13 protein-coding genes and 1 other annotated feature are annotated in these 12,988 nt (G+C 46.3%); all 13 genes read left to right on the top strand.

What is annotated here, in order from left to right; all coding sequences use genetic code 11:
• Window positions 1-31: 31 nt before the first annotated feature.
• The 13 genes from V6668_RS23720 to V6668_RS23660 all read left to right on the top strand — a co-directional run bounded on the left by V6668_RS23720 (window position 32) and on the right by V6668_RS23660 (window position 12,528).
• A complete protein-coding gene (locus V6668_RS23720; RefSeq protein ID WP_338706900.1) occupies window positions 32-1,282 on the top strand; it encodes an Rne/Rng family ribonuclease in 1,251 nt (416 codons plus the stop codon).
• A 56-nt stretch (window positions 1,283-1,338) separates the two neighbouring features.
• Window positions 1,339-1,423, top strand: a sequence feature (ribosomal protein L21 leader region).
• A gap of 14 nt (window positions 1,424-1,437) precedes the next feature.
• A complete protein-coding gene (gene rplU, locus V6668_RS23715; protein WP_017692620.1) occupies window positions 1,438-1,749 on the top strand; it encodes a 50S ribosomal protein L21 in 312 nt (103 codons plus the stop codon).
• 14 nt (window positions 1,750-1,763) lie between these two features.
• Window positions 1,764-2,093, top strand: coding sequence for a ribosomal-processing cysteine protease Prp (locus V6668_RS23710; protein ID WP_036605912.1), 330 nt, complete (start codon window positions 1,764-1,766; stop codon window positions 2,091-2,093).
• Window positions 2,094-2,116: 23 nt separating this feature from the next.
• A complete protein-coding gene (gene rpmA, locus V6668_RS23705) occupies window positions 2,117-2,428 on the top strand; it encodes a 50S ribosomal protein L27 (protein WP_017692622.1) in 312 nt (103 codons plus the stop codon).
• A gap of 90 nt (window positions 2,429-2,518) precedes the next feature.
• Complete coding sequence (locus V6668_RS23700; protein WP_017692623.1) at window positions 2,519-3,316, top strand: Spo0B domain-containing protein; 798 nt, start codon at window positions 2,519-2,521, stop codon at window positions 3,314-3,316.
• Window positions 3,317-3,333: 17 nt separating this feature from the next.
• Entirely contained in the window at window positions 3,334-4,644 is a 1,311-nt protein-coding gene (obgE, locus tag V6668_RS23695) for a GTPase ObgE (protein WP_036673545.1), read from the top strand.
• Between the two features lie 228 nt (window positions 4,645-4,872).
• On the top strand, window positions 4,873-5,310 hold the full coding sequence (locus V6668_RS23690) for an ACT domain-containing protein (protein ID WP_017692625.1): 438 nt from the start codon (window positions 4,873-4,875) through the stop codon (window positions 5,308-5,310).
• A 58-nt stretch (window positions 5,311-5,368) separates the two neighbouring features.
• On the top strand, window positions 5,369-6,655 hold the full coding sequence (locus tag V6668_RS23685) for a homoserine dehydrogenase (protein ID WP_036605914.1): 1,287 nt from the start codon (window positions 5,369-5,371) through the stop codon (window positions 6,653-6,655).
• A gap of 117 nt (window positions 6,656-6,772) precedes the next feature.
• Window positions 6,773-7,843: a threonine synthase gene (gene thrC / locus V6668_RS23680; protein ID WP_036605915.1), complete on the top strand. Its 1,071-nt coding sequence runs from the start codon at window positions 6,773-6,775 to the stop codon at window positions 7,841-7,843.
• Complete coding sequence (thrB, locus tag V6668_RS23675) at window positions 7,840-8,808, top strand: homoserine kinase (protein ID WP_036605916.1); 969 nt, start codon at window positions 7,840-7,842, stop codon at window positions 8,806-8,808. The genes thrC and thrB overlap by 4 nt, the downstream gene beginning before the upstream one ends.
• Complete coding sequence (pheA, locus tag V6668_RS23670) at window positions 8,805-9,677, top strand: prephenate dehydratase (protein ID WP_036605917.1); 873 nt, start codon at window positions 8,805-8,807, stop codon at window positions 9,675-9,677. Before thrB ends, pheA begins: the two co-directional genes overlap by 4 nt.
• A 148-nt stretch (window positions 9,678-9,825) precedes the next feature.
• On the top strand, window positions 9,826-10,710 hold the full coding sequence (gene ilvE, locus V6668_RS23665; protein WP_017692630.1) for a branched-chain-amino-acid transaminase: 885 nt from the start codon (window positions 9,826-9,828) through the stop codon (window positions 10,708-10,710).
• 195 nt (window positions 10,711-10,905) lie between these two features.
• Entirely contained in the window at window positions 10,906-12,528 is a 1,623-nt protein-coding gene (locus V6668_RS23660) for a LysM peptidoglycan-binding domain-containing protein (RefSeq protein ID WP_076253329.1), read from the top strand.
• Window positions 12,529-12,988 lie beyond the last annotated feature (460 nt).

Genomic DNA, 12,988 nt, shown 5'->3' with positions numbered 1-12,988 from the left:
ATGATTTGAATTGTCTTCTAGAGGTGAAGCCATGAAACAAATGATAGTACATAATGAACATAACCTCATGCAAATGGCGCTTCTGGAAGAAGGCAAAGCTGTGGAATTTACGGCAGAGCGTACACGTGATCGTGGACTGCTGGGTTCCTTTTTCAAGGGACGGGTCGTGAATGTGTTACCAGGTATGCAAGCTGCTTTTGTGGATATTGGTCAGAAAAAGAATGCGTTTCTCTATGTGGACGATGTGTTGCATCCCCATCTGGAGAAACAGCCCAAGGTGAAGCCTTCCATCTCGGAGTTGCTTCGTCCGGGTCAGGAAGTCATTGTTCAGGTTCTGAAAGAACCGGTAGGAGGCAAGGGAGCCCGGGTGACGACTCATTATTCACTCCCGGGCCGTTGGCTTGTCTACATGCCTGTTGCTGACTATGTAGCGGTATCCAAGAAAATTGCCCGTGAAGGGGATCGTTCCCGTCTTAAGGCACTTGGGGAGCAACTGAGGCGGGATGAAGAAGGACTTATTATTCGGACCGTATCTGGAGAAGAGCAGCATGAAGCCATTAAGTCGGACTTGGAAACATTACGCGCGCAGTGGTATCTGATTCGTGAAAAAGCGGACAGTTTGCCTTCACCAAGCCTCTTGCATCGGGATCATAGCATGGTACAGCGAATCATCAGAGATGTGTATACGCCAGGGAGTGACGAAGTCATCACTGATAGTGAAGGACAAGCCCGTGAGGTAAAAGCATTGCTCGAAGAGATTAGTCCTGGTCATCAACCCAAAGTACAGGTGTATCGAGGAACAGAATCCATCTTTGCTGCCTATGGTGTGCAGGAACAGTTGAATAAGGATTTTGCTCGGAAAGTGTGGTTGCCCGGAGGCGGATACATTGTTATTGATCATACCGAAGCTCTGACTGTAGTGGATGTGAACACGGGTAAATATACGGGAGCTGGCGGTGACAGTCTGGAAGAGACCGTGACAGAGACCAACATACAAGCAGCAGTGGAGATTGCTCGTCTGATGCGCCTGCGAGATATCGGTGGCATGATTATTGTCGACTTCATTGATATGGAGGAAACTTCGAATCGGCATGAAGTCGCAGCAACCTTGGAGGGTGAGCTCAAGAAGGATCGGACCAAAGCGTTTGTAATGGGTTGGACCAAGCTGGGTTTGCTCGAACTTACCCGTAAGAAAGTGCGGGAAGAAAGTACGTTACCCTATGTGGAGCCGTGTTCTTCCTGCCATGGAACGGGAAAAAGATATATTTCACCTTTGCATTGATTTTTGATATATTGCGTGATATAATCTTCAAGTATGTGTTTAGCCTAATGGTCTTGCACATGCTGTAACCGCACTGGCCGGGTATAAGAACAGTTCCGCAAGGACACTGTCACCTGAGAACGGGCGAGTCTGAGACATGAGGAGGTGCAAGGCAAATGTACGCAATTATTGAAACAGGCGGCAAACAGTACAAAGTCCAAGAGGGCGATGTTCTGTTCATCGAGAAATTGACTGCGAACGATGGCGAAAGCGTAACGTTCGACCGTGTCCTGGCTGTATCTAACGATCAAGGTTTGACAGCAGGTACACCATTGATTTCCGGAGCTACTGTAACGGCTAAAGTGGAGAAACATGGCAAAGGACAAAAGGTTATCGTATACAAATACAAACCTAAAAAGAACTACCATGTGAAGCAAGGTCACCGTCAACCGTACACTAAAGTAACTATCGAAACAATCAAAGCGTAAAGAAGGTGCGATAAGTGATTATCGTTCAAATCTTTCGTGATGAGGACGGGAACATCGAACGTTTTTCCATTGAAGGGCATGCTAATTTTGCCAAGCGGGGAGAAGACATCGTATGTGCCGGGGTATCCGCTGTTACAGTGGGTACGGTGAACTCGATTGAAACATTGACCGGTGTCGAAATGGATGCCAAGATGAAGAATGGCTTTTTAAGCGGTTCTTTACCTTTGTTAGAGAGAGGGGAAACTTGGTCCCAGGTACAATTGTTACTCGAATCCATGGTGGTTATGCTCTCTAATATTGCAGAGTCATACGGGAAGTATATTAAAATACAGCAATTCAAATAAGCAAAGAAGGAGGACAACCAATCATGTTGAAATTAAATCTTCAGTTATTCGCATCGAAAAAAGGTGTAGGTTCCACGAAGAACGGACGTGACAGTAATGCTCAACGTCTGGGTGTTAAACGTGCTGATGGTCAAACTGTAACTGGTGGTAGCATTCTCGTTCGCCAACGCGGAACGAAAATTCACCCAGGAACTAACGTTGGCATCGGTAAAGATGACACTTTGTTCGCGAAAATCGACGGCGTTGTAAAATTCGAACGTTGGGGACGCGATCGCAAAAAAGTAAGCATCTATCCTGTTAATGTTGCTCCTGTAGCAGCAGCAGTAGAAGCGTAATATCGGCATTCCGCCTAAGGAGCCTTCGGCATTTTTGCCGAAGGTTTTTTGTATTCAACGGTTATTCGATAATGAACTGGCAGAAAAGACATGTTATACTTGGTTACGGTGGGTGTAGACCAACCGAGTTTTGTAGAACGGGGAGAAGCCATGAAATCTTGGAAAAGAGTGCCGTGGATTGCGGCATGTTCACTTCTGATTCCTTTGGTTTTCGTTATGTTGTATCCGGCGATGATCTCAAGCGTCGTGTGCGCATTGTGGTCCGTCGCAGTATTGCTCATTTCTGTGAATGCGATGAAGAAACAGGCGGAGGCGGAACGCAGAGCCATCATACAATCCATGGAAAAAACAGCAATTGCTTCATTAAATCATCATCGACACGACTGGATGAACGACCTTCAGGTGTTATATGGATATCTTCGGCTGGGCAAACTTGATAAATCCTTGCAATGTGTGGAAAGAATAAAAGAGCGGGTTACAGAAGAAAGCCGAATCTCCAGATTAGGTATTCCTTCCCTCGTATTTTATCTTCAGTCTTTTCGCGCCAGTGGAATTGCGCTGGAATTGCATGTGGAAATAGAAGATGAGTTGCAGCTTAGTGCTCTGGTCTCTCCCGAGGATGGCGAGTCACTTACCGGGGCGATTGCGGATGCAATCAGGGCCTATCAATATGGCGGCGGCCGGTCTTCTTGGGGAGAGGTTCGCAAACTGACCTTAAACTTCGGACAGGATCATGGAGATGTGGTTGTCCGACTGGACGGGGATCAAACACCCGATCCGGAAACACTGCGGCAGCTTACTGCCGTACTCAAAGGAAAAAAAGTCAGAACGGAGCAGTTTCCGTCTGAGGATACGTTTATACAATTCAGAATGCCGTGTGGAATATAGGAAGAAGGGGTTAACCAATGTTTGTAGATAAAGCGAAGATTTATGTAAAAGCCGGAGACGGAGGGGACGGAATTATTTCGTTCCGTCGTGAGAAGTATGTACCAAACGGCGGACCTGCCGGGGGCGATGGAGGCAGAGGAGCTGACATCATTTTCCGGGTGGATGAAGGTTTGCGGACGTTGATGGATTTTCGTTACCAGCGTCACTTCAAGGCCCCACGTGGTGAGAAGGGACGTAACAAAAGTCAGCATGGTGCAAACGCGGAGAACATGATTGTACGCATTCCACCAGGAACTATCATCTTGGATGAAGACAGTGGAGAAGTACTGGCGGATATGACACGTCACGGTCAACAGGTTGTTATTGCTCGTGGTGGTCGGGGCGGACGAGGGAACATCCGATTTGCTACACCGAACAATCCTGCACCTGAACTTGCCGAGAATGGTGAAGAAGGACAAGAGCGTTACATCGTACTCGAACTGAAAGTGATGGCAGATGTTGGTCTGGTTGGTTTCCCGAGTGTCGGGAAATCTACATTGCTTTCTGTCGTTTCGTCAGCCAAGCCAAAGATCGGTGCATACCATTTCACAACCATTACACCGAATCTGGGTGTAGTCGGTGTAGGAGAAGGCCGAAGCTTCGTTATGGCCGATTTGCCTGGACTGATTGAAGGTGCGCATGAAGGTGTCGGACTGGGACATGAGTTCCTACGTCATGTCGAGCGTACTCGGATTATTGTTCATGTCGTAGATATGTCGGGTTCGGAAGGACGCGATCCTTTTGAAGACTGGCAGAAAATCAATGACGAATTGAAGTTGTACAATCCGCTTCTCGCCGAGAGAACGCAAGTTGTAGCAGCTAACAAGATGGATATGCCAGACTCTGAAGCGAACCTGGAGCAATTTTTACAGCAAGTTCGTGAAGTTCAACCTGATATTGAAGTGATGCCAATTTCATCCTTGACTCGTAAAGGGATTCAAGAACTTCTGTATCGTGCAGCTGATCTGCTGGATCAGGCTCCAGACGAGCGAGTGGTTGAAGAGGTAGCAGATGTATCTGAACGTAAAGTATATAGTCTGGACAAAAAAGAAGACGATGGTTTCAAAATTGTGCGTGAGAACGAAATGTTCGTTGTCGAAAGTGCCAAGATTGACCGCATGATGAAACGGATGCAACTGAACTCGCATGAAGCTATACTGAAGCTCGCACGTACATTGCGTTATATGGGTGTGGACGCTGAGTTGCGTAAGCGCGGAGCTGTAGAAGGTACCATCGTTCGTATTGGAGACTTTGAATTCGAATTCGTGGAAGGTAGCAGTTACTACTAAGTAGCCGTCTTCCGTGGAGAGACAGATTGATATAGGAACGCAGAGAAGTGGGAAGTTGACCCGCAACTCTGCGTTTTTTTGTTTTTTCCTGACATGGGAGAGGAATAAACTTGTATACTGTGAGGAACGTATTTCAAAAAATAGGCGTGTCATGTATTGCCCTTTTGTCATAGATCCTATATAATGTCCACTATATGAATACATGAGTCTTTGAGGAGAGGACGTTCTGTGAACGAACGCTATTACTTAGTACGGGAAGATATTTTACCAGAGGCAGTGGTGAAGACCATGCAGGTAAAAGAACTACTGGCTTCTGGGGATGTTAAAACAGTGCATGAGGCGGTTGAACAGGTCGGATTAAGCCGGAGTGCCTTTTACAAGTACAAAGATGGAATTCATCTGATCAACCAGCTTGAGCGCGAGAGAATTGTAACGATCTCCATTGATCTGGAGCATCAGTCGGGGATCTTGTCTCGTGTGCTTGGACATGTAGCTGGTTATGGAGCTAACGTACTCACGATTAATCAGAGTATCCCGCTTCAAGGAAGAGCCAATGTTGTCATTTCGGTGGAAACGACACATCTTCATGGCGAAATTGGTGAAATGCTGGATCGAATGCAAGATATGCCTGGCGTAAGACGTACACGTATTGTAGGCCAAGGGTAATTAGGCTTTAACATACAGGACTGACGGACAAGAATAGACATTAGGGGGTAGATCGTTAGTGAAACCGGTAAAAGTCGGATTGTTGGGTCTGGGAACTGTCGGAACGGGAGTCGTTCGCATTGTGGAAGGGAATCAGGAGGATCTGAGCAGTCAGGTTGGGTCGCCGATTATCATCGAGAAGATCGCAGTGAAAAATACAGAGAAAGAACGTGTTATTGCTGTAGACCGTGCCAAGCTTACGGAAGATCCTTGGGAAGTCATTCGTCATCCGGATATTGATGTCATCGTTGAAGTCATGGGCGGCATTGATCAGACGAAGGAGTATATTCTTGAAGCGTTGGAACGTGGGAAACATATCGTAACAGCAAACAAAGATCTCATGGCACTGCATGGTACAGAGATTTTGGCGAAGGCACAGGAAAAACAATGTGACGTGTTCTATGAGGCGAGTGTTGCTGGAGGGATTCCGATCATTCGTACGCTGATTGAAGGTTTCTCTTCTGATCGGATTACCCGCATTATGGGGATTGTGAACGGAACAACGAACTTTATTCTGACCAAAATGAGTCAGGAAGGTGCATCCTATGAAGAAGTACTGGCTGAAGCACAGGCTCTGGGATATGCCGAATCGGATCCAACATCCGATGTGGAGGGACTTGACGCAGCTCGCAAAATGGCGATCTTGAGTACACTCGGTTTCCGTACCAATGTGGAGTTGAAGGATGTAACCGTTAAAGGAATATCCTCCGTAACTCGTGAAGACATTATGTATGCCAAAAGACTGGGCTATGAGATGAAGTTACTTGGTATTGCGGACCGTATTGGCGATGAGATCACGATCAGCGTTCAGCCGACAATGGTTAGACAGAATCACCCGATTGCTTCAGTCAACGGTGTGTTCAACGCAGTATATGTACACGGTGAAGCTGTAGGTGAGACGATGTTCTACGGTGCGGGTGCGGGAGAACTCCCAACGGCAACTTCGGTTGTAGCTGACATTGTGGCGGTTACCAAAAACCTTAAACTTGGCGTGAACGGTCTCAAAGCAATTGTGCCTTATAAGATTAAGCGACTACAAAGCGACGAGCAAATCGTGTCGAAAAACTTTATTTTACTACACGTAGACGACAAAGCCGGTGTATTGGCACAAATCACACAAATTTTCGCAGAATATGATGTCAGTCTGGCGTCGGTTGTTCAACAGCCGAATGAGCACAACCCGGATGCCGAGATCATTATCGTTACACATAATGCAAGTAAGGCAAGCATGGATAAAGTGTTAAAACATTTTGAATCACTCAGCGTCATTCGCCGCATTAAGAGTGTTTACCGGGTCGAAGGATAATTGTCCTTATTCCATACGGCACCTCAAAATTATTTCAGTTATAACGTACAAGTTAATCATATCCGTTTCAACAGGTCATCATTTCAGATTATTAAAACATAAAGGAGTTTACCCACAATGAGATATCAAGGACTTTTGCAAACATACAGAGAGCACCTTCCAGTTAATGAAAATACACCCCTGCTTACACTTCAGGAAGGAAATACACCGTTGATTCATGCAGAGAATCTGTCTGAGGAACTCGGTTTGAATGTCTATTTCAAATACGAAGGTTTGAACCCTACGGGATCTTTCAAAGACCGCGGTATGGTTATGGCTGTTGCCAAAGCTATGGAAGAGGGCAGCCGTACGATCATGTGTGCATCCACAGGTAATACGTCAGCAGCTGCAGCGGCCTACGCCGCACGTGGTGGCCTCAATTGTATCGTACTAATCCCGAATAACAACATTGCATTGGGTAAACTGGCCCAAGCCATGATCTATGGAGCTAAAGTGATCGCGATTAATGGTAACTTTGACCGTGCACTGGAGATTGTGCGTGAGATCACAGCCAAACATCCAATCACGCTTGTAAACTCTGTGAATCCATTCCGGATTGAAGGACAGAAGACAGCGGCGTTTGAAGTTATTGAACAACTTGGCGAAGCGCCTGACGTTCTGGCTATCCCAGTCGGTAATGCGGGTAATATCTCGGCTTATTGGAAAGGCTTCAAAGAATATAAAGAGGCAGGTAAATCCAACACGCTTCCACGTATGGTTGGTTTCGAAGCAGAAGGTGCGATGGCCATTGTCAAAGGTGAGCCGATTCTTGAACCTGAAACGGTAGCAACAGCAATTCGAATCGGTAATCCGGCGAGCTGGAAAACGGCAGTAGCTGCAGCTGAGGAATCTGGTGGACAGATCAACTATGTAACGGATGAACAAATCCTGACAGCGTATCGTACACTTGCTTCTCGGGAAGGAATTTTTGCTGAACCTGCTTCTGCGGCTTCCCTTGCCGGTGTATACAAACTGAAGAGTGAAGGGTACTTTAAAGGCGGAGAGACTGTAGTTTGTGTACTGACAGGTAATGGCCTGAAAGATCCTAATATTGCGATCAAAACAGTAGCGACTGAGCCACTTGTTGTTGAAGATACGGAAGAAGCAGTAATGGCGGCCATTGCACAACTGGAGCAGCAATCTGTATGAGTTTGCGTGAAAAGCTAACCGTAAAAATACCTGCAAGCACAGCCAATCTCGGTCCGGGGTTTGATACCCTGGGCATGGCATTGTCTTTGTATGCCTGGTTGGAAATGAAACCTGCCGAGCAGACGTCATTTCATCTTCACGGCAATCATTTGACAGGCCTGCCAACAGATAAATCGAATTTGATTTACGAAGTGGCACAGATGGTATTCAATGAAGCTGGGGTATCCATCCCTGAATTGGAGATTTCCATGTATTCCGATATTCCGCTTACGCGGGGACTCGGGAGCAGTGCATCAGCCATCGTTGGTGCATTGGCAGCAGCGAATGCATTAATTGGTGCTCCTTTATCCGATGCGAAGCTTCTGGATATGGCCACATCCCTCGAGAAGCATCCTGATAATGTTGGAGCATCTCTGTATGGCGGTATTATTACGGCTGCATGGAATGGTCAACAGGTAGATCATATACGTATTGAACCACACCAGGATCTGCAGGCTTTGGTTATTGTACCTGAATTCCAGCTGTCTACTTCAAAAGCAAGGAATGTAATTCCAGAGCAATTTGGCATGTCTGATGTGGTGCATAACATTAGCAGATCCTCACTGCTCGTTGCCGCTTTGGCGAGTGGACGACTGGATATGATTCAGAAGGCGATGTCAGATCGAATTCACCAACCATATCGGGCATCATTGGTGCCAGGCATGGCTGAGATATTGGAACATGCTGTTGATCATGGAGCGTTGGGAGCTGCCCTGAGCGGAGCTGGACCGACCGTATTGACTTTGGTAGATCGTCATGACACCCGGAAAGCGGGATTGGAACAATATTTGCTGGACACTATGGAGCGGGAGGGCATATCTGCTTCTGCACTGTGGCTCGATCCGGATTTGGATGGTGTAACCGTGCTGCCTGATCAAGACGAACGTCCTTTTCTGGACCGAATCAAAGGGGAAGTTAATGCATGAAACGAATTGCAGTATTACCTGAAGGCTCAGTCTCTCATGAGGCAATTGATTTCCTTTTCAACGGAGAACCATTAGATTTGCTTCATTCCAAGCTGATTTCGGATGTGTTTAGAGCAACGGATAGCGGAAATGCACAATACAGTGTTATTCCGATCGAGAATACCATTGAGGGTTCCGTTAGTCTTCATATGGACTGGCTTGTGAATGAAGTGGACATTCCGATGCAAGCGGAGTGGGTATACCCATCCATCCAGAATGTCATTGGACATGGCTCGGAATTTAAGACGGAGAGCGGCGAGTATGATTTTAGTAAAATTACCAAGATCATGTCTCATCCTGTGGCTATTCCGCAGTGTCAGAATTTTATTCGGCTGCATTCGCCTGGGGCGGAGCTTGAAGGTGTGAACAGTACAGCCGAAGCTGTAGAAATTGTGAAAAAAAATCCAGGTAAGGGCTGGGTGGCGATCGGTACAAAGCTTGCTGCTCAGAAGCATGGCTTGGACATTATGGCTGAACGGGTTACAGATCATGACAACAACTACACCCGTTTTGTGCTCATTGGCCATGAACCTGTGAACATTCCACGTGAACCGGATCATGTAAAAACCAGCTTGCTGGTGACGTTGCCAGAAGATGCACCGGGTGCGTTGCATCAGGTATTGTCAGCTTTTGCATGGCGGAAGCTGAACTTGACCCGTCTCGAATCTCGTCCAACGAAGAAACGATTGGGCAGTTACTATTTTTACATTGATGTTGTGGAAACGGTCGATTCGGTATTGCTTACCGCAGCCATGGCAGAGATTGAAGCATTGAATTGTCAGGTGCGCGTTCTGGGTAGCTATCCTTGTTATACATATCCTTCGAGATAATTGACCTGATGGTGTTTGGGAATGTTAGAAGGTTGTCATAAGTCGGGGTAGAATGAGCGAGTAATGGCTTGTCATTTGGTGTACAATGGACGGGTTAATAACGTTTCGGAGTACAGGGAATGGATATTTTATGGAGGTGCAGTCATCAGTGGCAGAACAATGGATCTATTTGGATGGTCAGTATGTGACCAAGGAGAACGCAACCGTTTCAGTGTATGATCATGGATTTTTGTATGGAGACGGGATTTTCGAAGGTATTCGGATCTATAACGGAAATATTTTCAGATGTAAGGCCCACTTGGATCGTTTGTATGATTCGGCAAAATCCATTAGTTTGAACATTCCGCTGTCCATTGATGAGATGCTGGAAGTCATGGCTGAAACGGTGCGCCGCAATGATATGCGTAATGGTTATATTCGTCTTATTGTATCGCGTGGCCCTGGTAATCTGGGATTGGACCCGTTACGTTGCCCTAAGGCATCCGTAATCATCATCGTGGAGCAATTGGCGATCTATCCGGAGGAAGCTTATCTTACTGGATTGAAAGCAGTGTCTGTATCTCAACGCCGGAACATTCCGGACGCATTGAATCCAAAAATTAAATCATTGAACTATCTGAATAACATCCTGGTTAAAATCCAGTCTAACTATTCAGGTGCTGGTGAAGCGATTATGCTGAACTCCCAAGGTTACGTTACTGAGGGTTCAAGTGATAACATCTTCATCATCAAAAATGGTGTAGTGTACACGCCGCCTTGTTATCTCGGAGCACTTGAAGGGATTACACGTCAAGCGATTATCGATCTATGTGGCGAACTGGAGCTTGAATTAAAAGAAGTGCCATTCACCCTGCATGATGTGTATATCGCAGACGAAGTCTTTTTCACCGGGACAGCTGCAGAAGTTATCGCTGCATATGAAGTCGATGGAAGAACAATTGGCACGGGAGTAGCAGGTCCGGTAACGCTGAGACTGCTGGAAGCATTCCGTCAGATTGTTGACAAAGATGGATATAAAGTGTGGGAATCTTAAGTTAGAATTGCATAACATAGGGAACAGGAATCCTCCTTGTCCGATAAAATTCTGCATACCTGGTGTATGGGGATTTTAGAGACAGGAGGATTTTTTTTGTTTAGTTGATGTCATTAGCCCGGTTTCTGCATAGGATGTAGTAACGGTATGGGCGAATGTACTGCCCAAGTATGACGTCTAGGAGGTTAGTTCCCTGTGAAAATACACATGGTGAAAAAAGGCGACACATTATATCTGCTGTCCCAAAAATACAATGTAGCGCTGGACAAATTGATCGCGGCTAATCCGCAAATCACAAATCCCGACAAGTTGGATATTGGCATGAAGGTTAAAATCCCTGCAGAGCCAGTAACACCGAAACCGGAGGGTGTGCTCCACAGTCACAAGGTGCAGCAAGGAGATTCGTTATGGAAGTTGGCACAAGCCTGGGGAGTTCCTTTAAAAGATATGGTCAATGCCAATCCACAGTTGAAAAATCCGAACGCTCTGCTGGTGGGGGAGACAGTTTATATTCCATCTATGCACGCACAAGGAAACAGCACATCTAATTCGGGTGCCAGCAATATTGCTGCTCATGAAAAGTTGTCACCTGAAGGTAAGGAATACACGGGAGTCAAAGAACCGGAACCACCGGCTCCAGTAGCGCCAACTCCCCCTGCTCCGGTAGCAGAGGTTCCTGTTCCGGTGCCTGCTCCACCACCAGCCAATATGGAGAAGCCGAATGTGAAGCCTGAACTGGAGGTATTGCCCCAGTTACCGGAGCTTCCTGAAGTGAAGCCTGAAAAGGAAACGCATAAAAAAGAAGAGGTTAAACCCGAAGTTTATGTAAAACCGGTAGCAGAATCCAAGAAATATACAATGCCTAATCTTTCGCCTGAAATTATGCCTTTGCCTGTAATGCCTAACACAAAGTCTCCAACTGAGGTTGCACCAGCAACGAAAAAGCCTTGTGGTTGTGGTAATAAGTTGCATCATGCGCCAGCCGAGCACCCTTATGTTCAAATCCCCGTTCCTGTACAAGAGGTGTACGGTGCTCAGCAAGACATGTACACGGCAGGAGCGAGTAACAATGCGTCGTTTCCAGGGATTCCGGAAGTTAGTCCCTATGGTGGCAGTGATCTGCCTAACAGTCTGTGGACTGGCGCGGAGCAGGGTTATAACCACAATAACGTTATGCCGAATCTGTCCGCAGAAATGCAAAACAACTCATTTCCGATTGCGCCAGCTGGCGAAGTGAATAGTCCATTCCCAACGTATGCAGCACCTAGTCATATGAATCATCAGCCGCCTTTCATATCTCCATACTCAATGCTTCCGTACCCTCCATGCGGATGTGGCTCACATACACCTATGCCTCAGTATACTTATCCTTCTCATGGTTATCAGGATCCGGCATGGAATATGTATGGTCCTTCGTACGGTATGCCGCCTGAAATGTCCACATCAACGATGCCAAACCAGCCTATTGAGTATGCTTATCAGAATCCGTACCCTACTCAGAACATGGTTCCCCCGTCCCCGCTTGGAGCATTTGGTGAAATGTATCCTCCTCAGGGGCAAGGGAAGGGTGGCAAAAAAGGGGGGCGTGAAGACGCTAACTTAAGTCAGGTAGCAATTGAAGAGGTTGGATCAGATTCGGAAGGGAAGTCTAAGCAAGCAGGGAATAAGCCGGCCGCTGCAAAACGCAGAACAAGCAAGGCTCCTCTGAAGAATAAATCCAAGGTATCCGTGTCCGGGAAAACATCCAGAGAGGGTGCAGCTACTTCCAACCAACGGAAATCCGATAAAAAGCGTCGTAATCCATGGATACAAAACTAACCTGGGGATTGCGATTGATGAATAAGTGAGGTACCTGTTATATAAGCGGGAAGCCAGCTCTGTAATAGAGAGCTGGCTTCCCGCTTACCTGAGTGAACATTGAGTTGCGCATAACGGAGATATAGTTGCTCAGGAAATAATAGAAAGTATTTTATTAAGAAGTTATTGTAAACCCTTTCATGAATATGTTAAAATATTTGTACCCTATGAGCATGACCTAATATGATAGGACAAGATAGGGTACGGATATTGATAGCTTTAGCTGTTGTAAAACTACTAAAGAAAAGAAATGAAAAAACTGTTGCATTACATTCAGCCGTATGATATATTATTTAAGTCGCCGCTGAAACGCAGTGCTGACATGGGAAACACAAGAGATAACAAAACAAGTTTGATCTTTGAAAACTGAACAACGAGTGAGTAAACATTCTGCTTGCAGAATGAACGCGAAAGTTGGAGA

It is taken from the genome of Paenibacillus amylolyticus (genome assembly GCF_036894225.1).
GTDB lineage: Bacteria > Bacillota > Bacilli > Paenibacillales > Paenibacillaceae > Paenibacillus > Paenibacillus amylolyticus.
The sequence above is the reverse complement of the archived record's forward strand: the minus strand, read 5'-3'. Positions and strand labels throughout refer to the sequence as shown.

Bases quoted from the DNA above. Each gene is read 5' to 3' on its own strand.
- V6668_RS23720 (WP_338706900.1), top strand. From the start codon at position 32: ATGAAACAAATGATAGTACATAATGAACATAACCTCATGCAAATGGCG.
- rplU (WP_017692620.1), top strand. From the start codon at position 1,438: ATGTACGCAATTATTGAAACAGGCGGCAAACAGTACAAAGTCCAAGAG.
- rpmA (WP_017692622.1), top strand. From the start codon at position 2,117: ATGTTGAAATTAAATCTTCAGTTATTCGCATCGAAAAAAGGTGTAGGT.
- V6668_RS23700 (WP_017692623.1), top strand. From the start codon at position 2,519: ATGTTATACTTGGTTACGGTGGGTGTAGACCAACCGAGTTTTGTAGAA.
- obgE (WP_036673545.1), top strand. From the start codon at position 3,334: ATGTTTGTAGATAAAGCGAAGATTTATGTAAAAGCCGGAGACGGAGGG.
- thrC (WP_036605915.1), top strand. From the start codon at position 6,773: ATGAGATATCAAGGACTTTTGCAAACATACAGAGAGCACCTTCCAGTT.
- thrB (WP_036605916.1), top strand. From the start codon at position 7,840: ATGAGTTTGCGTGAAAAGCTAACCGTAAAAATACCTGCAAGCACAGCC.
- pheA (WP_036605917.1), top strand. From the start codon at position 8,805: ATGAAACGAATTGCAGTATTACCTGAAGGCTCAGTCTCTCATGAGGCA.